This is a genomic window from Methanobrevibacter sp. (genome assembly GCF_015062985.1).
Lineage (GTDB): Archaea > Methanobacteriota > Methanobacteria > Methanobacteriales > Methanobacteriaceae > Methanocatella.
The window spans coordinates 35536-59099 of sequence record NZ_SUTI01000011.1 but is presented as its reverse complement, the minus strand read 5'-3'; the positions used below and the strand labels follow the sequence as shown (position 1 = coordinate 59099).

The window sequence follows — 23564 nt, the reverse complement described above, 5'->3', positions numbered from 1 at the left end:
TAATATGGAAAATTTACAAATTACTGGCATGGAAAACTATCCCATCAAATGGGTTTGTAACTTTAAAGGACAAAAGGCTATAGGAATATGTGGTAAAACCCAAAAAATAGCCATGTTTGCATCAGATGAAAGAGTTTCAAGAATTTTAGATGATATCGTAATCGGAACCGACGAATCTCAGGAAGGATACGGTTGCGAAGAAAAGGACAGATGCTGTAATTTTGAGTGTGAGTACTGTGAAATCTCACCTAGACAATATCTTCAAATAACCGGCAAAAAACCATCAAATAAAAATATAACCGATTTGATTAACGGATTGATGGATTTGAATCTATCACTCGAAGCCGATGGACATGTTCCTTTTGAAGAATACGAAGTTGTTAAACTCTAATATTCTTTTAATAGTGTGAAATCGTCGCGGGCTTCACTGACGCTGGCAACACCCATACAGATTGCATCCACAAAATCAGCATTTTTATAAAATGTGAATGCTTCCTGAGGTTTTAATACCCCTGCTGCTAGAATCCTAGTAGCTATTACTTTTTTATTTAAGTTTACTACTTTTTCTATGAATTCTTTCCTTTGAGAAGCATTGAATGCACTAATATCCATCATATATGAAAGGCTATTATATGGAATCATATAAAAATCAAACAGATCCATATCTAAATTCTGGCCAATTAACTCGGTTGTTCTCATTGGAAAAGCAGTGACAAGACCTGACAGGGCACCGGTATCCCTGATTCTATTCAAAATCCTTGATGTTAATGTCCAATCATAAGCATCAGTTATAAACTCATCAACAAGCATCAACGGACAGTCATATTGGCTAAACAATTCAATGTCCTCATCCCAATCCGCTTCCTTTGCAATTTCGTAATTCGGATTCAGATAGTCAACATCAGTTTTGCCGATGGTTGCGATTACTTTCATCTCACAGCCTTCACTCACAGCAATATCATACGCCTTAAGCAGGTTATCATCATTGACTAAATTAATCGCCCTTACACCCTGATTATATGATTCTACAATAACTTCAGAAATATTTTGAGGATTATTATATAAATCATCCAAGTATAATCTTGACCTGTGACCAAAATAAAGTTCAGCCATGAAAGGACCATAGCCTAAAATAGTTTGTGGAATGGATTTCCCTTTATATTCTAAATCCTCAAAAAACATGTATATCACTATTCTTTTTCAACTACTACAGCAGTTCCGTAAACCAAGATTTCCTGCATTACATCAGAAATTTCATTTGAGTCGAATCTGATTGCTACAATACCATTAGCACCGAGTTCTCTTGCATGTTGAATTGCTCTGTGTAATGCTTCCTCCCTTGATTCTTCCATCATTTTAACATATTGTGTGATTTCACCACCGAAAAGAGATTTGATACCTGCACCGATTTGTCCACCGGCACCTCTACTTCTGACAGTTAAACCATAAATAAATCCTTTAGTTTCAATAATTTTAAATCCCGGAATATCATTTGCGGTTGAAATTGCGAATTCATTAACAGATACCATTTTTACACCTCATTAAGTTAATGTTAAATACTGGAAATAACATCTAAAAAATAGTTTATATAAAATCATATTTAATGTTATCTAAATGCAATAATTCTGTGATTATTATTTAATTTTAAATATTATAAAACACATAGATTTAAGTAATATTTATTATTAAATATTCTTTTCAAAATAACAGATTATGGTGAAAAAATGAAAGTACTTATTGCAGATGCTATAAATGAAAAAGGTATTGAAAATTTAAAGGAGGTAGCGGAAGTAGTTGTTGATACCAACATTACTCCTGAAGAATTAGCAAATACCATTCACGAATATAACGGAATTATTGTAAGAAGTCGGACAAAACTAACTGCAGATCTCATTGAAAAAGCTGATAATTTGCAGATTATCGCAAGAGCAGGTGTTGGAGTAGACAATATCGACCTTAATGCAGCAACCGAAAAAGGTATTATGGTTGTAAACTCTCCTGAATCAACATCAGTTACCGTGGCTGAACACACAATGGGATTAATCCTAAGCATGGCACGTAAAATCTCCATTGCAGATAAGTCTGTTAAAGAAGGCAAATGGGAAAAGAAAAAATTCATGGGTGTTGAACTTAGAAACAAAACACTCGGTGTAATCGGAATGGGAAGAATCGGTTCCCAAGTTGTCAACAGATGTAAAGCATTTGGAATGGATGCTATGGCATACGACCCATACTTGCCAGAAGAAGTGGCAATGCAAATGGGCGTTGAACTAACTGATTTGGACACCGTGCTTAAAAATTCAGACTTCATCACTATCCATGTGCCTCTCACACCAGAAACCAAACATTCAATCTCTACCGAGCAATTTGAATTAATGAAAGACGGTGCATTTATCGTTAACTGTGCTCGTGGTGGAGTTATTGATGAAGACGCATTATACGATGCATTATTAAATGATAAAATCGGTGGCGCTGCACTTGATGTATATGAAGAAGAACCTCCTAAAGATTCAAAATTATTCGAACTTGATAATATCGTATTGACTCCTCATATTGCAGCTTCAACCAAAGAAGCTCAAAGAGATGCTGCAATTATCGTGGCTGACGAAATTATCGATTTGGCAAAAGGAAATACACCTAAAAACGTATTGAACATGCCTCGTATCGACAGGAATACCTATCAGGAATTAAGTCCGTACATGGAACTATGTGAAAAATTAGGTGCTTTCATCTCACAGGGAGTTAACGGTAAAATAAAAGAAATTGAAATTGTCTACAGCGGAGAAATCGCTGAAATCGATAACCTTGAAATATTAACAAGAACTGTTATCCAAGGTGCCGTAAACCCATTCTTAAGTTCTCCTGTTAATGCTGTTAATGCTGCATTGGTTGCAAAAGACAGAGGAATCAGCATTACAGAAGGCAGGAAAAATAATGCCAAAGGATATGAATCATTGATTAAAGTTATTGCAAAAAGTAAAGATGATGTTTTCTCAGCTGAAGGAACACAATTACATGAAGCAAGAATCCTAAAAGTTAATGACTACTGGGTCGATGTTATTCCTGAAGGACACATGTTCATTGCAAAATATGAAGATGTTCCTGGAAGTATTGGTAAAATAGGAACCAAATTAGGAGAACATAATGTAAATATTGGAATCATGCAAGTTGGAAGAGATGAAAAAGGCGGAAACGCTATTATGGTTCTAACTTTAGATAAAGAGATTCCAAAAGGAGTCATTAAAGAAATCCAAGCTTTAGATAATGTATATGAAGCTAATGGATTAGAATTATAAAAACAATTTCACCATAATTGTTTTTTATTTTTTTATTTTTTTTTAATCTTCGAATTCACGATAGATTCTTTTTACAGTACCGTCGGAACTAATCACTATTTTAACTGACTGATTTTGCATTTGATTTCTTTTTTCATAGCTTTCATAATGATTTACTTTTTCCTCGTCAAGACTTCTGAAAAATTCATCGTCATCTTCATCAAGAAAGCCCGGTTCGAATTCATCGTCATCAGTTAAAACATCACTTTCATCAAAAAAATCGTCATCATTATTTTCAATCAGATAGCTGTAATCCCCAATGGTATAATCCAAGTGCTGGCCATACCTATCATATGATCTGAATGTGTCCAAAGAATAAGGCAAACAAACAATCATGTGAAAGTAACCGTTTTTTGAAAATGTAATCAAGTCGGCATCAGACGGCATTGCACTCGGTCCCGGGTGTGAGTGAACTGATCCCCAATATTTTGTATTTATCGGAATCATTTCCGTGTGAACAGTAGCTCCGGTCTCACATGTTTCGCCGGGCACGAATATCAGACCTGTTATGTAGAGAACTTTATCTTTTATTTGGCCATCGAAAAATGCTAAAAATTCATTTGGATAGGCTTCCTTTGAATAATAGATGACAGATTCCAGTACTTCTCTATCAACCCTAACCTCGTTAAATTCCTCATCATTGTTTGAGAACAATTTTGAAATAAAACTCATTTAATAACCCCGATTTCTGTGAAAAATTCTTTATTGAAAATAGGAAGTTCCCAGTCAGTGAAAACATAACTCCTATATGAAGTTTGATTAATCTTCTCTTTTTTATTGAAACCTATGACTTCCTTAGTTTTCCTATATACTGCAATTCCTCTTTTTTTATAAGTTTCAACATCATTCAAGTTAATTCCATTTTCAAATAATAATTCATGAACATCACTCAAATTCATGCCATTTATTTTATCATTCGCTTCAGTATTTGAGTATATAGATTTGAGGTATGATATACCATGTGAATTGACGCAGTTTCTCCATGATTCATCCTGCCTCCATTTGAAATATTTTAAGATATCATTATCAGCTATTGGAATGATTCTTGAATCAAAAGCTGGAGGCTTCTTAAATTGGGTATTGTAGTGCATGACAAAAGAGCTTGCTGCAAAACTGGCAATGACTGAATCAATCTTTTCTACTCTGCCTTCAAAAGGAATGTTATCTAAAAGCAGACTTATCTCATCTGAAAATGTGTAAACAAAAAGTGGTGAAAATTCCTTGAACAGGTCTTCACAAACTTCTGAAATGACATTATAAAAATTTTCATCATAAGGTTTTACAAGTTTCAAATCACGGGCAAGTGAATGGAAACTTCTGCCATCCAAACGAATAATTATTTTGGAGTTTTTTGGAACCTTAAGTGATGAATAAATTTCATAATCCTTCATTACATTCCCACACAAATGGTTTCGTTGAAACTTTTAAGCAAACGTATTGCGGAAAGTGCAGCCAACATACTTGTCTTTGGATTAGCTTCGCAAGGCAAATTCATGGTTGTTGTTCTGAACTCACCAAAGTCCCCTTTTGCAATAATCTCATGAACATTCCTGTCAACTTTAGGGTCTACAATTATTTTAACATCGATATCCTTGTTACATGCCATGCTTATTGTTGCGGCGACATTAATGTTTAATGGAAATTCCTTAACTGCTTCAGAAGCTTTTCCCTCAAATAAAACCTCTTCGGAATCTATTTCCTTACCGAGGGATTTTGGGGATTTGCGGGTAACAAGACTAACTTCTTTAAGACCGAACTTGGCCACTGCCTTAATTCCGTCCAGGCCTACAACAGCACCAGAAGGCAGGTGCACTTTTACATTGTTTTCCTTGGCTAGTGTTAAAACCTCATTATAGAAACCCAAATCCATGAATGCACCAATACTCATGATAATCATATCCAAACCTTTTCCAAGAACAATTGGCGCATATTCTTTGACTGAATCCGGTGAAGCACATTCTAAAACCAAATCGACCTTATCCAACATGTCCTCCAATTCAAGTACTGCTATTCCGCCAGCCAAACTTGCTAAATTTTCCGCTCTTTCAATGTCTTTATCAAAAAAACATACAACATCAATATCATTATCTTCTGGAACTATGCTGGTTGTAATAATGTTAGCAATAGCTCCACAACCTATAATTCCTACTTTCATGTTATCACACTTAAGAAAATTAAAATTAATATAAAAGAAAAAAAGAATTGGTGAAAGATTGATTATAATCTTTCAGAATCGAATTGTACTTGAGTTTCAGTTTGTGGTTGAGTTTCAGGCCTTTTTTGAGCTACTGGTTCTGGAATTTGTGGTTCTGCACTAACTTTTTTCATATCCCTAGGATTGATTAACATGATGTCTCCAATAGCTTGAACTTTATCAAAGTCAACTGTCAATAAGTCACTTTGGAAGGATCTCATTTCATTTTCTTCTGGGACTTCACCACGAATACTTCCTAAAAATGAATTAATAACTCCAGCAGGTTTTCTTTCATGTTCGATAGCTCTGACTTGTAATTTTGAAATTGTTCCTAATCTAATATTGAGGATAACATCTTCTACACGACCAACATAATGACCGGTGTTTGTATAAATATCTAAACTGCGTAATTTTGAAACTTCTACCATTTTTACACCACAATAATAATTAAATAAATATGTATAAGTTTATTTTATTGTTAATATAAATAGTTTATGTTTTTTAAAGTTAAAAATAGTCTTATTTTAACAAAATAGAAAAAATTTATTTAATTATAAAGTTAAAAAATATAATTTAGATTAAAAGGAGACTTTAAATGTGGGATACAACAAAAGATTATAGGATTTTAGTAGCAAGCAAAGCAAGAGAAAATTATTTAAATCTTATTCCAACAGCTTCATTTAGAGGAAGCTGGAATAAAAAACAGGCTATTGAATTAGGAAAACAAATGAACAGTGACTTTCAATCATTAACTTATTCTTATCTTGAAGGGGACGAACTTGTTAACTCCCCTGATGTTGCTGCATTAAAGGAAAAAGCGGAACAAATCATTGAATACCTGGGAGGTCCTGACTGGAATAAAAAATTCCTGAACAACGCTCCAAAAGAAGACCGTGAGAAAACACAGGAAAACATCGCTAAAGTGAGATTTTTCTTAGACACCCTTATCGGCTTGAAAGACAGATTGGCATTAGGCCCAATTAATGATCCAATAATGGGAGTTGACATAAAAGTAGGAGAGGTCATGAGCGTTACAAAACATCCGAAAAACGAAAATTTAATGCTCTGTAATGTTAATTTGGGAAAACGTGCCATTACCGTCGTTACCAATGATATGAATGTTAAAGATGACAATAAAGTCGGTGTCTCTTTGCTCCCACCACAGGCATTCAGTGACATTGTAAGCGAAGGAATGTTCCTTGGAATGGGCGGCAGCATCCTCAAAGATGTTGACGGAGAACTCGGTCAGATGCCTAAGGGAATTCCAATGGAATCCCTCAATGAAACACGTAACCTTGTTGAAAATTATTTAAAATAAGTTTAAATACTTATTTTCTTTTTTTAACATTAATGTACAGTCATTATCTTAAATTCAAACCGATCAATTTTGTTTTTGTCATTTCTTCTACAGCGTATTTAATTCCTTCTTTTCCAACACCACTGTTTTTAAATCCTCCGAATGGCATATTATCTGTTCTGAATGTGGATTGTTTATTTATAAATACTGTTCCAGACTCAATCTCCTGTGCACATCTCATTGCATCGGAATAAGATTCAGTGAATACTCCTGCCTGAAGACCATATTCAGTATCATTTGCAACTTCAATAGCTTCTTCAACACCATTCACTCGAATTAACGGCGCAACTGGACCAAAGGTTTCATTTACAACCAAATCCATATCTGGTGTGACATTATCTATCACAGTGGCTTCATAGAATGCTCCGTCACGAACTCCGCCAGTCAATATTTTTGCACCGGATTCGACCGCATTATTTACAGTTTCCTCCACCTGCTTTGCAGCTTTCTCAGAAATTAATGTTCCCAGAGTGGTTTCGCTGCTTAAAGGATTTCCCATGATTAACTTTTCGGTTTCCGCAACCAGCTTTTGTCCGAATTCATCGGCGATTTCATCTTCAATGATTATTCTTTTAACACCCATGCAGACCTGTCCCGCATTTAAAAATGCTCCATTGATAACCCCTTTTACTGCCTTGTCGATATCTGCATCTTTTAAGACAACCACAGGATCGTTTCCACCGAGTTCCAAGGTGACCTTTTTCATTCCTGCCTTTTGGGAAATCATCATTCCTGTAGTTACGCTTCCGGTAAATGATATTTTGTTTACATCGGGAGAAGTAACCAGATAATCCCCCACTTCAGAACCATATCCTGTTATTGTGTTAACCACACCATCCGGAAATTCCTCATTCAAAAGTTCTGCGAATTTCAATACGGTTAACGGTGCTTCTGTTGGAGGTTTTATGATAACAGTATTCTTACATGCTATGGCAGGGGCAATTTTATGGATTGTAAGATTTAAAGGATAGTTAAATGGTGTTATCGCAGCCACAACTCCTAACGGCAATCTCTGTGTAAATGCAAAAAATCCCTTTCCATTCAGTCCCGCATCTAAAGGGACACTTTCGCCATAGATTCTTTTTGCCTCTTCAGCCGCAAGTTTTAGTGTTTCAACTGATCGGTCAAGTTCAACCAAAGATTCATTTATCGGCTTTCCCACTTCCAATGTTAGAAGTTCAGCGAAATCTTCACGATTGTCCTTCAGCTTTTCAACAGCATTGAACAATTTATTTGATATCTTAAATGCAGACATCTCGCATAAACTGCTTTTAGCATTGTTTGCCTCATCAATAGCTTTTTGAGCTGTTTGCAAATGTGCAATTGGAATTGTATCAATTACATCACCATTATACGGATTGATTACGTCCTCTGAATCTTCACCTGAAATGTGTTTTCCACCAATTAACATGTCCATATTATCACCATAATTAATATTTTATATTAGAAAATAATAAATATTGACTATGGAAACAAATCGGTTTGAAACATTTTTTGATGCAATTATTGCAATTATCATCACTGTTTTAGTTTTAAAAATCCCTCAACCTTCGTCACCAACACTTGGAGCTTTTTTAGAACTGAACACCATGTATGTTGCTTATCTGATTAGTTTCTTAATTCTGTATAATATTTGGTATGCAAATCACAATTTGTTCCAGCTTGTAGAGAATATAGACAATATTTCAGTTTCAATTTACGGAGCAATGACCTTTGTAATTTCTCTTTTGCCGTATTTTACAATTTGGCTTGCAAGAAACATATATTCAATCCCTGCTGAAACCATGTTCGGATTACTTTTTATAATAACCCACATCCTATATACCGTAGCAACATATACTCTCTACAGGAGCAATCCCTACAACAAACAATTGCAACAGGCAGAATACGATTCCAAAATAAACCATGCCCCGGCTATCGTCTTAATTATCGGTTTTATATTAACCTATACTGTTTATATACCTGGAATCTATTTTAGCTGTTTAATTTCTATAGTAATGTGGATATTAATCGGAAGAATGCTTGGAGGGGACGATAATGGAAACTGAAAGATTTGAAGCATTGATTGATGCAATTTTAGCAATCATTATCACAATTATTGTTTTGGAATTACCCCTCCCAATCAACGGAAGCTGGGAAGCACTCTTTGCTATAAGATACGAATTTGTCATTTATGCAGTAAGCTTTATTGTATGCTTTAACTTTTGGAATTACAACAATAATGTTTTCAGTATCGTAAATAAGATTAATTCAAGGATTATATGGACAATGGGAATAACCTTATTCATATTCTCATTACTGCCATACTTGACAACCTTTGTTGGTGAGAATTTCTACGTATTCTTCCCACAATTCCTGTATGGTTTGAGCTTTATCATTACTGCAGTTCTTTCCATGATTTTCAGCAAATTTTTAAAGGACGCCGACCCAGGAAATATCGCTTTGCAAATAGCATTGAACAACAAACCACTAATTGGGACAATCATTGTAGTTTTGATTGGAATGGTAATCGGTTATCTTGCATACCCACCAGCAATAACATTCAGCTGTTTACTTTCAATTTTAGGAATATGGTTTGCAAAGTTATTTAAATAATCCTAACTGAAAAATACTGAAAGTATCTATTTAAAATATCTGCTTAACTTGATTAATTCATTATTGAATTCATTTACTTCTTTTGATGAAATTTCACCGCCAAGTTCGTCCATGTAACTGTTATACATATGAATTACAAGCAAAACAACAACCATTATACCACCAAAGAGTAAAATGAATTCTGCAGATGTCTGACCACTATTATCCATTAAAATCCCCCAATGAGCAGATTTCCACCGAATGTAGATATTACATAAAATATTCCAAAAGAAGCTGCCGCCAACGGCAGAGAAAACTTAAATCCTTTCTTTATTTCACCATACATGATAATGCTTATTATAAATCCTATCAAGAATGAATGGATTATTAAATATATCTCCCCAGCAATTGGTGCTGTTAAAATGAGTTCTGATTCCAAGCCATTGGATTGCATAAATCCAGAATACACACTAACCATTCCAAAGGCAAACGGTGTTGCAACAATGGATGATATCAATAGGAACATGACTGACATCATTACAGCAGATTTTCTCTCCCGTTTAAGTGCCATCAATTCCCTTAAATCATCGGAAACATCAACCAATACCATTGAAATACTTGACCCGGATTTACGACCGTCTAAAATTATTCCAAAAATTCTTTCCAGTTCCCTTGATTTTAAACGTTTACTCATTGCTGCCCACGCTTCATCAAAATTTCTGCCCATGCGAATTTCAATTATTGTCCTGCGCATTTCGTCATAGAGAGGGCCTTCCCCATACTGTGACATGTCCTCCATTGCGTTTTCAAAACTTAAACCAACTTGAAGCATGCTTGAAAGCTGCCTTAGAAAGTCAGGTGCAGTACGTTCTATTTCCCGGGCTCTTTTTTCCTGCTGGACAATAACATATGTGAAAAGGCTAGGAATTAGAAAAAACGGCAATATTAACATTGACCATGACAGGTTTAAGAGTGTTAATGTTACTGCTAAAACAATTTCACTTACTAAAATGAAAATTATGAGTACAGCTAAAACTTTACTTGCATCTGTAAAAATAGCCCCACTTAGCAAAAATTCCTGTAATTTAGATAAATACTTTTCGGAAATATTATTATCCAAAAATATTGTTAAATTATTGATTATTCTAAATTTCATGAAATAATATTAAACTTTGAAACATATAAAGGGATTGTTGTATTCTAAAGCAATTTTACAGGGTGAAAACAAGATTGATATTGAATAGACAATATCTGAATCCTAATACGATTAGAGAATATTTTTTTCATGTTAAATTTATCAACATATATATAATGAATATTTCAACATAAACATTCAATTCAAACTAAGAGAATAAATTTAAAATAAAAAATAGAAAAAATATAGATTAATTTACTAAACGATTATTATTCAGGAATTATCTGTTCAAATAAACTATCATCTGTAGTCATTACACAAACCAAATCACCATCTTCGGCATAAAAAAATGCATGAACATTTAAATCATCGAATTTCTTTTCTGCAATTAAACCTTCATGACCATTAATAAATTCTTTTTCCCCCAATCCGGACTTTTGAACATGGGCATCAGTCAAATTAAGTTCATAACCCGGATAGCTATAATCTGACACTTGAATAAATATTATATCATCTTCACCCTTATAATAACTCTCTGCAGTCGTATAAAAAATAGCTCCGTTTGACTTAGTAGTTTCATTTTCTGATATAAATGACTCATTTTTCTTATATCCATCAGGTATATTGAAATCATGCCCCGCGATGGTAGTCTCATCAGTTAACAAGTTCCCTGCACTAACTGAAGCTATGAAAAAGATAGCCAAACAGACAAATGCAAGTACTAAAATTAATTTTTTAGAATCCATTAACATCACCTATTTCCTCCAGATTTAGTTAATTATGTTTCTATCGTAAAGCATAATTATAATTATCTATTTAAATTAAGTTACGTATTGTTATCTATAATATGTTATAACCCACCACTTAAAAAAAAACTATTCATTTTGAGATGAACCTAAACCAATACCATCTCACCATATACTGGATACACTCTGTTAAGACATTTCGTCATATAGCAGTCCTTCGTCGTACAGGGACATTTCTTCAATAGCGTTTTCGAAGATCAATCCAATCTGCAGCATGCTTGTAAAAAGTCCTGAGCAGTTTTCTCAATTGTGCTCGTTTCCAATTAAACAGTAATATTGTGAAAAGAATCTAATTATCAAAAAAAAGAAAAATAAAAGAGTTTAAAAACTCCCTTATCCATAGTGTTTTAATTTAATCGCCTACACTGAAAGTGACGCTCGAAGTGCAGTTCTTATACTTGCTGTCGCCGCCATACTGAACATCATAGCTGTATGTTCCATCAGCCAAACCGGAAACTATGATTGAAGCTACGCCATCAATGATTTCAGCAGAAAAGACACCGCTGTCCGCAGTGATGCTGACATTGCCGGTAGCATCTTTGGACATGACCACATTAACGTCAACATCCTCGCCAGATCCTACAGAAACGGCAGTCGCCTTCATCGCAACTTTATACTTATTGACATTGAATGTGGCAACCCTTGATCTTGATTTGTACTTATCATCACCGCTGTACTGGACATCCAAAGCATAACTGCCTGCAGGCAAGCCTGAAACAACAATGGAAGCAACACCGTTTTCAACAGTTGCTGTGCAGTTAGTTCCATTAACTTCAACCCATACAGTGCCTGCGGCATCATCAGCCAACTGAACATTGATAGTAACGTCATCACCAACATGGACAGTGCGTGTAGAGCACTTCATAATAGTATTGAACTTGTTCACGTTAAATTTAACAGTGGTATTATATGCCTTATACATTTCATCGCCGCTGTAGGAAACATTTAAACTATAACTGCCTGAAGGCAAATCAGGAACTACAATGACTGCAGCACCATTCTCAACAGTAGCATTATAAACGGCACCATCAATATTGACTGAAACAGTACCGGTTGCAAGTTCAGGCAATCTAGTAACGTTAATTACAACATCATCCCCAACATGGACGGTTCGAGCGGTTGCCTTAATGGTCGGATAATACTTGTTCACGTTGACATTTACGGTAGTGGTTTTGCGATTATAAGTGTCATCACCGCTGTAAACAACAGTATGCTTAGTTTTGCCTTTAGGCAACAGCGGAAGAACAATGGTTCCCTGACCGTCTTTAACATCACCGGTGTATTTTACGCCATTTATTGTGATGGTGACAGTACCATTAGCATCAGTTTCAGCCAATACGACATTTACAGTAGCATTAATGTCCACTCTTGTAGTAAGTGAACTGGCTTTCATTGAAGTGATGTTATTCTTAGGCCCTATAAGTAAAATAGTGTAGGAAACGTTTTCTATGGTGGCTGTTAGCTTGCCGATTCCCGCTCTCTCTGCAGTGTATTCAACAGGTTCTTCCAAGCCGGCCCAGGTAGTATTGACTTTTCCCTTTGTTGGAGTCAATGTCAGGTTGACGGCTTTCAAAAGACTGTTGTCATATTCTGATACCCCTGAAGGAGTATAGGCATATAATTTAAACACGACCTCAGATGCGTTTGAAATATTGAGCGTATCTAGATTTGCTGTAGCATTCAAGAACAGCCAAGCACTTATTTCCATATCATTAGTTGCCGGCGCCTTATCGTAATTGGTTGCATTGTTTCCGAACCAGTTATAGTCGGCATTGGAATTATTGTCGATTTGGTTGAATGAGATTTCATATCCTCCGGCGTTATTTAAAAAGATATTGTTATTGATTTTAAAGTAGCTAAGGTTCTCTTCGTTGACATTTTCAAAATAGATAATGCCCATTTCTGCAGTATTATTTACGAAGATGCAAGTATAAACAGATGAATTTGTATCATTCAAGTATATTGCACCACCATAAATTCCGGAACTATGCATAAAGCTACAATTGGAAACTTTACCCTTATTTCCAGACCAATAAACGGCGCCACCATCATTGCCGGCACTGTTATTCACAAAACTACAAGCAGAAAGATCACCGTTATTGCGCACCCAATAAAGAGCACCACCATTATTGCCGGCACTGTTATTCATAAAGCTACAGACAGAAACAGCACCGCTATTGCCCTGCCAATAAACAGCACCACCATTTTTAGAACTACAATTCACAAAACTACAGCCAGAAAGAGCACCTCTAGTATTATACCAAAAAACGGCACCTCCCTCATTGCCAGCACTGTTATTCGCAAAACTACAATCGGAAACAATACTGTCAGGACCATGGCAATTAACAGCACCACCATTATCACTAGCATTATTATTCACAAAACTACAATCGGAAACAATGCCATCATCACCTCTACAATAAACAGCACCGCCACTTTGAGAACTACAATTCACAAAACTACAACCAGAAACAGCACCCTTATTACCATTGAAATATATAGCACCGCCTTGATTATCAGGAGAACTACTATTCACAAAACTACAACCAGAAACAGTACCACTTGCACTATACCAATAAACAGCACCACCATCATTGCTAGCACTACTATTCACAAAACTACAATTGGAAACAATTCCTTTAGTACCCTCCCAATAAACAGTACCACCTTTCATTTTAGCATTACTATTCACAAAACTACAATTGGAAAGAATACCATCTGCACTACTCCAAAAAACAGCACCACCTTCATGACTAGTTGAACAACTATTCACAAAACTGCAATTAGATAGAGCAGAATTTTTTCCCTTCACATAAACAGCACCAGCATCCTTTTTAGCACTGCTATTCACAAAACTACAATTGGAAACAACACCATTTTGACTATACAAATAAACGGCACCGCCCTCATAAAGAGTAGAACTACTATTCACAAAACTACAATTGGAAACAACACCGTTATCATCTTTCAAATAAACAGCACCGCCCTCATGTTTAGCACTGCTATTCACAAAACTAGAATTGGAAACAACACAATTATCACCACTCAAATAAACAGCACCACCCTGATTGCTAGCAGTACTATTCACAAAACTACAATTGGAAACAACACCGTGATCACCAGTCAAATAAACAGCACCACCATCACTTCTAGAATTACTATTCACAAAACTACAATTATAAACAAGGGTATTATAACCCCTTGAGTATATATCGCCCCCTCCATTATCAGTATCCCTCCAATTACCATTAATAAAAATAATATTTTTTAATATTACATTTTCAGAGACGATATAAAAAACTCTTACTTTCTGATTTGCATCAATTGTTTTTCCTTGCCCATCAATTGTTAGGGGTTTTCTAATTTCAATTCCATGACCTTTCCCTGACCCTGAGTACAAGTAGTCATTTTCTAATTTTATTATGGAATTGTCTGGGGCATTTTCAATCTTACTTTCCAATGCAGCGAAACTTCCATCATCGGGTTCGCTTATTATATCTTCGCTGTTTGACTGTCCAATAGGTTGATTATCCTCTTGAGCTGCTTTTGAATCATCATCTATTTCTGCCAATTCAATATGCACATCGTCTCCACTGGCCTGTGAAACCTCATCAGCAGAATCTTGTGTCAGGTTGGCGTCTGCGCTATCCTGAGCTGCGACAGAAGTCAGACAGATGAAAACACTTAATACGATTAAAATGCTGATAAACAGCTTTTTCTTGTTAATCATTTTATACACATCATTTAAAAATTAAAGTTCAACAACAAATTACATTTTTTAAGTTCGACAGCATAATTTTACATTTTAAAATACAAACTCCAATCGGATTAATTTTAATCATTGAATAAAAATCTAAGCCAACGAATAAGAATTACACTCATTACCCCCTCGAAATCCTAAACCTTCATCAATGTCAAATTAATAAAACCGATAAAGTGTATATCAATTTATCTTTATGTAATCACACCATATATAAAATTATTAACCATGACATAATATATTTAAAACATAGGAAAAATATATGAACCCTTTTCTTAAATTTGTGTATCACTGATATCCAGAAACATTCAATGATTGGGAATCCCCCAAATTATACTTTAGGACTTATTATTAAAACATTATTTTGTACTTTATAATGTTATTTTAAAGAGCATTTCAAATATAATGTTTTAATTCTTTTTAATCAATGCTGAAAAATCAAATTTAACAGCAATTAATCTGTCTTAATCCAAACAAGAAGATTTAAATTTACATTATTTTTTTGAAATAGACCTTGACCATAGTATCATTTCGTCGTATAGCGACCCTTCACCGTACTGCGACATGTCCTCCATTGCATTCTCAAAGCTTAACCCAACCTGCAGCATGCTTGAAAGCTGCCTTAAAAAGTCCGGCGCCGACTTTTCAATCTCCTGCAATCTTTTTTCCTGCTGGACAATAACATAAGTGAAAAGTCCTGGAATTGTGAAAAACGGCAAAATCAACATTGATACCGGCAGATTCATAAACGTTAATGTTAATGCCAATGCCATTTCTGAGATTATGATAAAAATTATGAGCATGGCCAAAACTTTACTTGCCTCTGTAAAAATGGCTCCACTCAATAAAAATTCCTGTAATCTGGACAAATACTTTTCAGGAAGAATATTTTCTAAAAATATCACCAAATCATCAATTATTTTAAATTTCATAAAATAAAATTGGATGTTAAAGCATATAAACTGTTAGTTATATTCCAAAGCAATTTAAAAATGCAAAATAAATAGTTGAATCAAACAAAATAACCACATTACTAATCCATTTATAATTGAAGATGCTTCTGAATAATTTGATTTGTGAAAAGGCCCATATTTTAAATATTTTTTAAATACAAACCCAAAAAAGAAAAAAGAGGGAAAATATTCCCTAAAATATATGGAATAACTTCATTATCAGTTCAGATTTCAAAGGAAAGTATTTGATTTGGTTGAGAGAAGGAAAACGAACCTGATCCACCTAGATTGGAATTAGATAGTTGTTCTGAAAGAAAACTTCCGGAAACATCATCCATAAAGAATTCCCCTTCTACAATTCGATCAGAGAAGAATTCCTTATAAGGTTGTCCTCTAAGATTATCAACGTTTACTGCTCCATTAGCCTCTTGATACTCCTCCATTAAACACCTATATTCTAAATGATAATCTTCAATGATTGCACCGGCAAGTCCTGAAACAGCACCAAAAGCAGCCATACCTATCATTAAACCATATCTCATGCTATGATCGTGAGTGTAATGGGCGATAATAGCATCAGTAACATATCCTCCAGCAGCACCAATCACCGCTCCGGATATGCCTGCAGCAACCATACCGCATGTTTCATGCCACATTGCAAGTCCCGCATAGTAACATCCGGCTCCAGCTGCAAAAGATGCGACGCCAACTACTATAGACATTCCTGCTATAATCAGACCCTGTTTCCATTTAGGTAATCCTTCTTGTTCTTCAGATTTAGTATTGTTTCCTCCGATACAACTTATTATTTCACAATTTGCTGTTTGATAGTTGTGAATGAGTGTTTCAGGGTCTATATCACAATTGGAAAAGAAAAGTGTACCTTTTTCATTATAGATTTTGCCATCATTTTCCTTAATTGTACAATTAATAAATGATAAAGAACCTTCATCGTTATTAATTAAATACTTTCCATTTTTATTTCCTGTGATAGTACAATTAATAAAAGTTACTCCACCTTCATCAATGTCAATGAGATATTTTCCAGTATTTCCTGTAAAATTACAGAAAATAAAAGTACATGAACCTTTACTTTTAAATAGGATATGGGAATAATCGCTAAATGTAATGTTAATTAAAGTAACAGATTGGGATTTCTTTATTTCTTCCTGGTGAATAAATTTGATTTTATGGCCATTACCATTGATAACCAGATTATCTTTGAATCCTAATTTACTTAAATCAATTTCGCTATCCTTATTAATGTTTAAAACTAAATTAAGAGGATCTATTTCATCACAAATACTGGAAAGTTCAACATTGTTTGCCAAATTTGATTTATTATTTACTTGCACTAACATTATACCTCCACGACTAATTGTTGTGTTGTTACAAACAATCTTATCATTATTATGGAATACAGATGATTTATCCAAATCAATTTTATCTTTTAAACTTAGCGGCGCATCAACAACGGAATCAACGCTTACTTTTCCAATGATTTTTCTATCTTTAAAGAAATTGTCGAAATTACAACCATCAAATCTAATGCTAGAATCTTCGAGGTTCATTATATCGCTGTGGCTTTTAGAGTTGGTATTCTTATTAAAAGTACAATTAATAAAATTATTGGAACTTCCAGCACCCTCTACAACAGAACCCCCATTAGACCAATAATCATCAGCCGCATTATCTGTGAAAATACAGTTTACTGCATTTAATGTTCCATAATTTTCAAAAACATTATTAAATTTAATAAGTGTTATATTCACAACATTTAAAATGCCGCAAGGTCCAATAAAAGCAAAACCATCACGATTATCATCATCTCCACCAGTAATTTTTATTGTTGCACCATTACCATTAACAGTTACTGGAATAAAACCAACATCCAATGCGTAATTGTATTGAGTAATTCCAGATTTTGTTCGATATTCGCCCCAACCAAAAATTGTAGGATTGTGACATTCACTTCTCCAATTCATAGATCTCATATAATTTTTCTTACTTAACCACTCGGATTTAATATTGTAAGTGCCTGGAGTTAAATTAATAACAATACTTTGGGCATTAGGTGTTAATGAATTGATTGAATATAATACTTTTTGAAGTTCATCAGCATTACTGCAATTAAAAACATAAGTTCCGTTATGTGTTTTTTTTGAAATAACAGATAAAGAAGCATCCGGTTCAAAATAACAATCCTTTAAATCATCGAAGATTATGGTCTTGGTATATGATGGTAGTACTTCTTTCTTTAGCAATAATAAAAGTATCATCACAATCTTTGAAAGTGCAGTCGTCAAATACAGTTAAAGCATGCTTTTCGGCAAATAAAACATCACCATAAAAACCTTCAGCATAATTGGCGTTGAAAGTACACTTATCAAAATAAACATTACCGAAATTGTGAACAACAGCACCGCTCCAAAGTAAAGAATCCTTAAATGATTCAAAACCACTATTCTTATCACCATAAGGCATATAAGCTTTATTTTGAACAAAAGCGGAATAATGGCCATAAATTGTTCCTAGATTCATGAAAACTTGATCAAAATGTTCTATAGATACATTCACCAATAAAAGTTTACTGTTTGGAGTGAGATACATGAAATCATTCTTTTTTCCGCCACCACTATTAATTTTACATTTTATTGTAGAGCTTGGATTACCATTAATCACCATATTTCCAGTTAAGCGAAGAGCATACTTTTGGAATTTTGTATTATAAGTACTATAATCTACTTTGAAAACAGTGTTTGGAGCTAAAGTAATATTAATAACATTCCATGAAGGATTATGTTTGGTAATAAACTTAAAAAGATTTTTCATATCATCGCTGTTTTTCAAATAGAAATTCACAACATCTTTAGACAAACTTACACTTGCTAGATTATCATAATTACTAGCGCTTCTGACGGAATTACCATCTAGAATAATTTTTCCTTTTTTACTGTAAACTTGGTCACATGAAGATTTACCGCAGAAATTCATATTGTAGGATGAATTGTTGATAATTATATTCATGTTAGCCCAAATAGCACTACCATCATCATTACTTCCAGCAAAATTGTGAGTTAATTGAGCATTTTTAACAAGGATTTCACCATCACAGCATATGGCACCACCATTATCACCGGCATGATTATTTGTGAAATAACAGGTTATACCTTGATTTGTGTTTTGATTTTTATTAATATTAATATAATTCTTAGCATAAACTGCTCCACCATTATCATCAACCTCATTTCCATCAAAAGTAGATGAATAAATATTTACATTAGAACCATAAACTGCTCCACCATTTTCATCTTTAGCAACATTCTTATGAAAATGACAATTTAAAATTTTGAGTGTATAGTCACTATAAACTGCTCCACCGGATTTTCTTGCAAAATTATCAGAAAAATTACAATTTACTAGAGTGACAAATGTATTATCATGGATATATAATGCACCACCTTTGTCACTTTTATCATTAAAACCATTAATGAAGTTAATATTTTTTAAGATTACATTTTTTGCTTTAATTTCCATGTAACAATTCTTACGGCCACCAAAGTCAATAGTTTTACCATGACCATCAATTGTCATGTCTTTATTAATATTAACGATTTTGTTTTCTTTACCGTTGTTTTTAATATTATCAACTAAATCTAATGTTGATCCCTCAGGTACTTCATCAATAGATGCCTGTAACCCATTTAAATCAGCTGAACGTAAGGGTTGATCAATTTTGAGAATAGGTGAAATCATACGGAAACCCTTAATAGTTGAATTATTTTTTCCACTATCATTTATAATACTATCTTCATTACTATCACTGCTTGAATTCAAAGGCAATTCCTTTTCAATTTCAATTGCACTATCTTGAGACGAATATGAATTATTATGAATGCTGTCTGAAGTTTCATATACAGCTTCGCCCAATAATACATTTTGTGTATCGTTAGTTTCTATACTATGACCATCCATATCGACAGCACATACACTAACTATACTGGTTAAAGCAATTAAAATTAAAAATAAAATCATTATTACTTTTTTCATTTTTAAACACCTCACCTATAAAAATTCAACAACAAATTCTAAATATTTATATAGATGAACTAAGCCACATATAAAGATTTTCGAAAGTAAGTGCTCACTTGCATTATTTAAATGCAGTATATCTAGTAATTTCGCAATTAACGGACAATACATTAAAAATTAACTCAATAAATAAATTTTAAAGCTATTTAACTAAAATAGCAGCAAGATTTTTTACATAAAAAAGAGTGTTGGAAGAACTTATTGAGTTTTAGATTTCATTCAATTTTTTAACTGATTTTTCTTGTTTATTAAATTTTGTTCAATTTGATTAGTACAAAATTTTTTCCATACTAACAATAATTTTACAACCTGAAAACAATTCCGCTTATATGCATGAACTGAAAAATGAAAAAATGTAGAAATGAATCAAACGATTATTCTGATTCTTTTTCTTTTACTATTTGATATATTGCACCAATACCAAGATATTCTGTTGTAAATACAAATAGGGTTAACACAACTTCCCAAAGATAATTTAAATAAAAGAATTGAAAATCAATATATTGAAGAAGTGAGAATAAAACAATTGCTAAAACAATACGTGTATACTCTTTAGTATAATTCCCCCAACCGATTACATCAATATTTCGTTTAATGGCTACTAAATTAAAAGCAGACAGCAATTTACCTGAATCTGCAAGCCGGGCCAATGCAATTTCCATGAAAAACATGGTGACATAAAAAAAAATTGCGCCAACAAAAACAAAAACTAATGCATCAATAGGATTATGTGAAAATAATAAATCAAGTGTATGCGGCAAATCCAGTAACATATCTTTCAAATCAAACTCTGGAAAATTCAATGGAGAACATATTAAATCTATAATATGTCCCTGAACAAGGAGATAAATGACCGTGACAAAAAAAGATTTTAATCCTAATACTATAACATCCTTAACCAATATTTTTGGCAATCTTACGCCATCATTCATCCTATCACGAGTAATAATCATCCCATAACCAAATATTAATATCAAAGATACTATTATAATACCATAAACCAGAAAAAAATTCTTGTCTTCATAATATTTTATGAAATAATTCAATACCGCGAATAATATCAAAACAAGAATAAAAAACGGTTTATTATATGTACAATAATCCCATACCTTTTTCATTTTAAATACTGGCATGACTACACCCCAATTCATTTATTATTTTAAAAGGAAGAAAGTAATAAATTTAACTAATTATGATGAAAAAAAGTAAAACTGTTTTTTTAAGAACCATCGAGAGGGAAAAATTTTTAGTTTTCCCATTTACTCAGATACCATTTTTCACCAATTTTTTCCATGGTTTGACGTGAATGCAATGTCCATGTTCCTTTCATCCCATATACTTTTGCATCAAGAGTCACATCTGCCTTTAACAATGCTTTGTTCCCCTTTATTGTAATTGATGGGTTGTCAATTGTGGATTCATAATAGTTGAGCGTTCCATCCATTATTTCATCGACATATTCCTCTTTTGTCTGTGTCTTACCGGACATGTGTGTAAGGGTGTAGTTGTCATTCATAATTTCATTTAACTTTTCTGAGTCTTTTTCAATCATTGCTCTTTGAAATTCTATGAATCTTCCCAATACATCTTCCTGATCCTGCGTTAATTGTTTTTTGTTGATAACTGAGACATTCATTATAACAGAACCTTTATTCAGAAAATTTATCCTTGTCCAATGTTTTTACAACCTTTGCAGGGATGCCTACGACAACCGAATAATCAGGGACATCTTTTGTCACTATTGCTCCCGCACCAACAATTGCATATTTACCAATGCTGACACCAGGCAAAACGGTTGCTCCCGCTCCGATCCATGCTCCTTTTTTGATGATGATTTCTTCACAGGTTAAGATTTGCCTTTCATATTCATCGTGATTGTTTGACAGCAATTGCACATTTCCCGCTATCATGACATCGTCTTCTATTGTAATTCCACCCCTTGCCATTGCCAAGCAATTGCTGTTAATAAAAACATTGTTCCCGATTTTTATTTTATCAAAAGCAGCACCGGCGAAAGGTGTTGTTATCCTACTGTTTTCACCTATATTGTTATCAAGCAATTCATTGAGAATCAAATCATACTCTTCAGTCATAGGTTCAGTGTGGTTAAGCTTAAACAATAATTTTGACTGCTTAAACATTAATTCCATTTCCTCTTGTGAAATTTTATCCAAATCTACTCTTTGCATCTTATCAAGATTCCATCTCTTTTGTGGCCATGTATTTCTTCCATCATTTCCACTAAAATATTATATCCTCCCAATTGTTATATATAGTTAACTATTAACATTAGTTAACTATTTATATTATGATTCATAAACTTATGTGCAGATATTATGAAATTAAATAGAAATCCCGAAGACATGTACCTATACCATTATGTTGAGGAATTAATATCTGATTATCATTCATATTATGATGCGAATCTGGAAAATCAAGATTTGACCATAAAAGAATATTCAGTTCTTTTAAGAATAAGATTTACAGGAAAATCCACCCAACATGATTTGGTAAAGCTATTCGGTGTAAGCGGAGCATATATGGCTAAACTTTTGAAAAAATTTGAAGATGAAGACTATATTGCCCGGAGGGAAAACCAGGAAAACAGACGAAAAAAGATTGTTGAAATAACCGAAAGGGGAGTTGAAAAAACAGACAAACTAATAAAGATAATCGATGAGTGGGAAAGGAAAGTTACCTGTGACCTAACAGAAGATGAACTTATGATTCTCAAAAAACTATTATCAAAAATTCTATGGCAATAAAAGCCCATAGCTGAAAATAGCTAAAAACATTAAAAAAAAGGAGAAGATATCATGGCAAGTATTGTAATTTATTTTTCAAGAAATGGTGAAAACTACTTTGGTGGCGAATTAAAAAATATCGAAAAGGGAAACACAGAAGTGATTGCCGAATATATTCAGGAATTGGACAATGCGGATTTATTTAAAGTAGAACCCGCAGTCGAATATCCTGCGGATTATATGAAATGCATTGATGTTGCTAAAAAAGAACAACAAGCTGATGAAAGACCTGAAATCAAAGAAACATTAGATAATATCGATGCATATGACACAGTATACATCGGTTTTCCAAACTGGTGGGGAACATTGCCAATGCCCATGTTTACCCAATTAGAACAACTTGACTTCACAGGCAAAATCGTAAAACCTTTTGTAACACATGAAGGATCAGGTTTTGGTTCCTCACAAAAGGATTTGGACAAATTATGTGCCGGTGCTGAAATTAAAAAAGGATTATCAATTCCAGGTGCAAGCGTATACGACGCAAAAGACACCGTAAAGATATGGATTAATGAATAATTAATCCATAATCTTAAATTAAAAAAAACCATTTT

24 protein-coding genes are annotated in these 23564 nt (G+C 33.7%); 7 read left to right on the top strand and 17 right to left on the bottom strand.

Features of this window, described 5'->3' with window-relative positions:
• Window positions 1-4: 4 nt before the first annotated feature.
• Window positions 5-391: a hypothetical protein gene (locus tag E7Z77_RS06525; protein ID WP_292751714.1), complete on the top strand. Its 387-nt coding sequence runs from the start codon at window positions 5-7 to the stop codon at window positions 389-391.
• On the opposite strand, the gene E7Z77_RS06520 is transcribed toward E7Z77_RS06525, so the two are convergent.
• Both E7Z77_RS06520 and E7Z77_RS06515 read right to left on the bottom strand, forming a co-directional pair.
• Window positions 388-1182, bottom strand: a complete 795-nt coding sequence (locus E7Z77_RS06520; protein ID WP_292751713.1) for a hypothetical protein — start codon at window positions 1180-1182, stop codon at window positions 388-390. The genes E7Z77_RS06525 and E7Z77_RS06520 overlap by 4 nt on opposite strands.
• Window positions 1183-1190: 8 nt before the next feature.
• Entirely contained in the window at window positions 1191-1529 is a 339-nt protein-coding gene (locus E7Z77_RS06515) for a heavy metal-binding domain-containing protein (RefSeq protein WP_292751710.1), read from the bottom strand.
• A gap of 195 nt (window positions 1530-1724) precedes the next feature.
• Here E7Z77_RS06515 and serA point away from each other — a divergent pair, with 195 nt between their 5' ends.
• Window positions 1725-3296: a phosphoglycerate dehydrogenase gene (serA, locus tag E7Z77_RS06510; RefSeq protein ID WP_292751707.1), complete on the top strand. Its 1572-nt coding sequence runs from the start codon at window positions 1725-1727 to the stop codon at window positions 3294-3296.
• A gap of 42 nt (window positions 3297-3338) precedes the next feature.
• Here serA and E7Z77_RS06505 read toward each other — a convergent pair whose 3' ends face one another.
• From E7Z77_RS06505 to E7Z77_RS06490, 4 genes are all read right to left on the bottom strand, one after another.
• The gene (locus tag E7Z77_RS06505) at window positions 3339-4007 is read right to left on the bottom strand and encodes a Mov34/MPN/PAD-1 family protein (RefSeq protein ID WP_292751705.1); all 669 of its coding nucleotides are present in this window, start codon (window positions 4005-4007) and stop codon (window positions 3339-3341) included.
• Window positions 4004-4726 carry a tRNA(His) guanylyltransferase Thg1 family protein gene (locus E7Z77_RS06500; RefSeq protein ID WP_292751702.1) on the bottom strand — a complete coding sequence of 241 codons (723 nt, stop codon included), beginning with the start codon at window positions 4724-4726 and terminating at the stop codon, window positions 4004-4006. The genes E7Z77_RS06505 and E7Z77_RS06500 overlap by 4 nt, the downstream gene beginning before the upstream one ends.
• Window positions 4726-5490, bottom strand: a complete 765-nt coding sequence (locus E7Z77_RS06495) for an aspartate dehydrogenase (RefSeq protein WP_292751699.1) — start codon at window positions 5488-5490, stop codon at window positions 4726-4728. Before E7Z77_RS06495 ends, E7Z77_RS06500 begins: the two co-directional genes overlap by 1 nt.
• 62 nt (window positions 5491-5552) lie before the next feature.
• A complete protein-coding gene (locus E7Z77_RS06490) occupies window positions 5553-5957 on the bottom strand; it encodes a PRC-barrel domain-containing protein (protein WP_292751697.1) in 405 nt (134 codons plus the stop codon).
• A 167-nt stretch (window positions 5958-6124) separates the two neighbouring features.
• Between E7Z77_RS06490 and E7Z77_RS06485 the strand changes: the two genes are divergently transcribed.
• Entirely contained in the window at window positions 6125-6847 is a 723-nt protein-coding gene (locus E7Z77_RS06485) for a tRNA-binding protein (protein WP_292751695.1), read from the top strand.
• A gap of 43 nt (window positions 6848-6890) precedes the next feature.
• Here E7Z77_RS06485 and E7Z77_RS06480 read toward each other — a convergent pair whose 3' ends face one another.
• Window positions 6891-8303 (bottom strand): lactaldehyde dehydrogenase, encoded by a 1413-nt coding sequence (locus E7Z77_RS06480; protein WP_292751693.1) that lies wholly within the window; start codon window positions 8301-8303, stop codon window positions 6891-6893.
• A gap of 49 nt (window positions 8304-8352) precedes the next feature.
• On the opposite strand from E7Z77_RS06480, the gene E7Z77_RS06475 reads away from it, so the two are divergent.
• Together E7Z77_RS06475 and E7Z77_RS06470 are read left to right on the top strand one after the other, a co-directional pair.
• Window positions 8353-8934 (top strand): TMEM175 family protein, encoded by a 582-nt coding sequence (locus E7Z77_RS06475; protein WP_292751690.1) that lies wholly within the window; start codon window positions 8353-8355, stop codon window positions 8932-8934.
• Window positions 8924-9481: a TMEM175 family protein gene (locus tag E7Z77_RS06470; protein WP_292751687.1), complete on the top strand. Its 558-nt coding sequence runs from the start codon at window positions 8924-8926 to the stop codon at window positions 9479-9481. Before E7Z77_RS06475 ends, E7Z77_RS06470 begins: the two co-directional genes overlap by 11 nt.
• 26 nt (window positions 9482-9507) lie before the next feature.
• On the opposite strand, the gene E7Z77_RS06465 is transcribed toward E7Z77_RS06470, so the two are convergent.
• The 10 genes from E7Z77_RS06465 to E7Z77_RS06420 all read right to left on the bottom strand — a co-directional run bounded on the left by E7Z77_RS06465 (window position 9508) and on the right by E7Z77_RS06420 (window position 22395).
• On the bottom strand, window positions 9508-9690 hold the full coding sequence (locus E7Z77_RS06465; protein ID WP_292751684.1) for a class III signal peptide-containing protein: 183 nt from the start codon (window positions 9688-9690) through the stop codon (window positions 9508-9510).
• A complete protein-coding gene (locus tag E7Z77_RS06460) occupies window positions 9690-10616 on the bottom strand; it encodes a type II secretion system F family protein (RefSeq protein ID WP_292751681.1) in 927 nt (308 codons plus the stop codon). Before E7Z77_RS06460 ends, E7Z77_RS06465 begins: the two co-directional genes overlap by 1 nt.
• A gap of 248 nt (window positions 10617-10864) precedes the next feature.
• Window positions 10865-11341 carry a hypothetical protein gene (locus E7Z77_RS06455; protein WP_292751678.1) on the bottom strand — a complete coding sequence of 159 codons (477 nt, stop codon included), beginning with the start codon at window positions 11339-11341 and terminating at the stop codon, window positions 10865-10867.
• A gap of 412 nt (window positions 11342-11753) precedes the next feature.
• Complete coding sequence (locus tag E7Z77_RS06450; RefSeq protein ID WP_292751675.1) at window positions 11754-15131, bottom strand: Ig-like domain repeat protein; 3378 nt, start codon at window positions 15129-15131, stop codon at window positions 11754-11756.
• Between the two features lie 524 nt (window positions 15132-15655).
• A complete protein-coding gene (locus tag E7Z77_RS06445; protein ID WP_292751672.1) occupies window positions 15656-16093 on the bottom strand; it encodes a hypothetical protein in 438 nt (145 codons plus the stop codon).
• Between the two features lie 245 nt (window positions 16094-16338).
• Entirely contained in the window at window positions 16339-18393 is a 2055-nt protein-coding gene (locus E7Z77_RS06440; RefSeq protein ID WP_292751665.1) for a hypothetical protein, read from the bottom strand.
• On the bottom strand, window positions 18326-20164 hold the full coding sequence (locus tag E7Z77_RS06435) for a hypothetical protein (RefSeq protein ID WP_292751662.1): 1839 nt from the start codon (window positions 20162-20164) through the stop codon (window positions 18326-18328). Before E7Z77_RS06435 ends, E7Z77_RS06440 begins: the two co-directional genes overlap by 68 nt.
• A gap of 416 nt (window positions 20165-20580) precedes the next feature.
• Window positions 20581-21339: a DUF4013 domain-containing protein gene (locus E7Z77_RS06430; protein WP_292751660.1), complete on the bottom strand. Its 759-nt coding sequence runs from the start codon at window positions 21337-21339 to the stop codon at window positions 20581-20583.
• A gap of 113 nt (window positions 21340-21452) precedes the next feature.
• A complete protein-coding gene (locus E7Z77_RS06425; protein WP_292751657.1) occupies window positions 21453-21842 on the bottom strand; it encodes a nuclear transport factor 2 family protein in 390 nt (129 codons plus the stop codon).
• Between the two features lie 13 nt (window positions 21843-21855).
• Window positions 21856-22395, bottom strand: coding sequence for a DapH/DapD/GlmU-related protein (locus tag E7Z77_RS06420; RefSeq protein ID WP_292751655.1), 540 nt, complete (start codon window positions 22393-22395; stop codon window positions 21856-21858).
• A gap of 147 nt (window positions 22396-22542) precedes the next feature.
• Here E7Z77_RS06420 and E7Z77_RS06415 point away from each other — a divergent pair, with 147 nt between their 5' ends.
• On the top strand, window positions 22543-22971 hold the full coding sequence (locus tag E7Z77_RS06415; protein WP_292751652.1) for a MarR family transcriptional regulator: 429 nt from the start codon (window positions 22543-22545) through the stop codon (window positions 22969-22971).
• Window positions 22972-23019: 48 nt separating this feature from the next.
• Complete coding sequence (locus E7Z77_RS06410) at window positions 23020-23529, top strand: flavodoxin (protein WP_366510252.1); 510 nt, start codon at window positions 23020-23022, stop codon at window positions 23527-23529.
• The last annotated feature ends 35 nt before the right edge of the window (window positions 23530-23564 follow it).

Bases quoted from the DNA above. Each gene is read 5' to 3' on its own strand.
- E7Z77_RS06415 (WP_292751652.1), top strand. From the start codon at position 22,543: ATGAAATTAAATAGAAATCCCGAAGACATGTACCTATACCATTATGTT.
- serA (WP_292751707.1), top strand. From the start codon at position 1,725: ATGAAAGTACTTATTGCAGATGCTATAAATGAAAAAGGTATTGAAAAT.
- E7Z77_RS06475 (WP_292751690.1), top strand. From the start codon at position 8,353: ATGGAAACAAATCGGTTTGAAACATTTTTTGATGCAATTATTGCAATT.
- E7Z77_RS06440 (WP_292751665.1), bottom strand. From the start codon at position 18,393: ATGATACTTTTATTATTGCTAAAGAAAGAAGTACTACCATCATATACC.
- E7Z77_RS06495 (WP_292751699.1), bottom strand. From the start codon at position 5,490: ATGAAAGTAGGAATTATAGGTTGTGGAGCTATTGCTAACATTATTACA.
- E7Z77_RS06520 (WP_292751713.1), bottom strand. From the start codon at position 1,182: ATGTTTTTTGAGGATTTAGAATATAAAGGGAAATCCATTCCACAAACT.
- E7Z77_RS06445 (WP_292751672.1), bottom strand. From the start codon at position 16,093: ATGAAATTTAAAATAATTGATGATTTGGTGATATTTTTAGAAAATATT.
- E7Z77_RS06435 (WP_292751662.1), bottom strand. From the start codon at position 20,164: ATGAAAAAAGTAATAATGATTTTATTTTTAATTTTAATTGCTTTAACC.
- E7Z77_RS06500 (WP_292751702.1), bottom strand. From the start codon at position 4,726: ATGAAGGATTATGAAATTTATTCATCACTTAAGGTTCCAAAAAACTCC.
- E7Z77_RS06515 (WP_292751710.1), bottom strand. From the start codon at position 1,529: ATGGTATCTGTTAATGAATTCGCAATTTCAACCGCAAATGATATTCCG.
- E7Z77_RS06430 (WP_292751660.1), bottom strand. From the start codon at position 21,339: ATGCCAGTATTTAAAATGAAAAAGGTATGGGATTATTGTACATATAAT.
- E7Z77_RS06470 (WP_292751687.1), top strand. From the start codon at position 8,924: ATGGAAACTGAAAGATTTGAAGCATTGATTGATGCAATTTTAGCAATC.
- E7Z77_RS06460 (WP_292751681.1), bottom strand. From the start codon at position 10,616: ATGAAATTTAGAATAATCAATAATTTAACAATATTTTTGGATAATAAT.
- E7Z77_RS06425 (WP_292751657.1), bottom strand. From the start codon at position 21,842: ATGAATGTCTCAGTTATCAACAAAAAACAATTAACGCAGGATCAGGAA.
- E7Z77_RS06465 (WP_292751684.1), bottom strand. From the start codon at position 9,690: ATGGATAATAGTGGTCAGACATCTGCAGAATTCATTTTACTCTTTGGT.
- E7Z77_RS06505 (WP_292751705.1), bottom strand. From the start codon at position 4,007: ATGAGTTTTATTTCAAAATTGTTCTCAAACAATGATGAGGAATTTAAC.
- E7Z77_RS06480 (WP_292751693.1), bottom strand. From the start codon at position 8,303: ATGGACATGTTAATTGGTGGAAAACACATTTCAGGTGAAGATTCAGAG.
- E7Z77_RS06485 (WP_292751695.1), top strand. From the start codon at position 6,125: ATGTGGGATACAACAAAAGATTATAGGATTTTAGTAGCAAGCAAAGCA.
- E7Z77_RS06450 (WP_292751675.1), bottom strand. From the start codon at position 15,131: ATGATTAACAAGAAAAAGCTGTTTATCAGCATTTTAATCGTATTAAGT.
- E7Z77_RS06525 (WP_292751714.1), top strand. From the start codon at position 5: ATGGAAAATTTACAAATTACTGGCATGGAAAACTATCCCATCAAATGG.
- E7Z77_RS06420 (WP_292751655.1), bottom strand. From the start codon at position 22,395: ATGCAAAGAGTAGATTTGGATAAAATTTCACAAGAGGAAATGGAATTA.
- E7Z77_RS06455 (WP_292751678.1), bottom strand. From the start codon at position 11,341: ATGGATTCTAAAAAATTAATTTTAGTACTTGCATTTGTCTGTTTGGCT.
- E7Z77_RS06490 (WP_292751697.1), bottom strand. From the start codon at position 5,957: ATGGTAGAAGTTTCAAAATTACGCAGTTTAGATATTTATACAAACACC.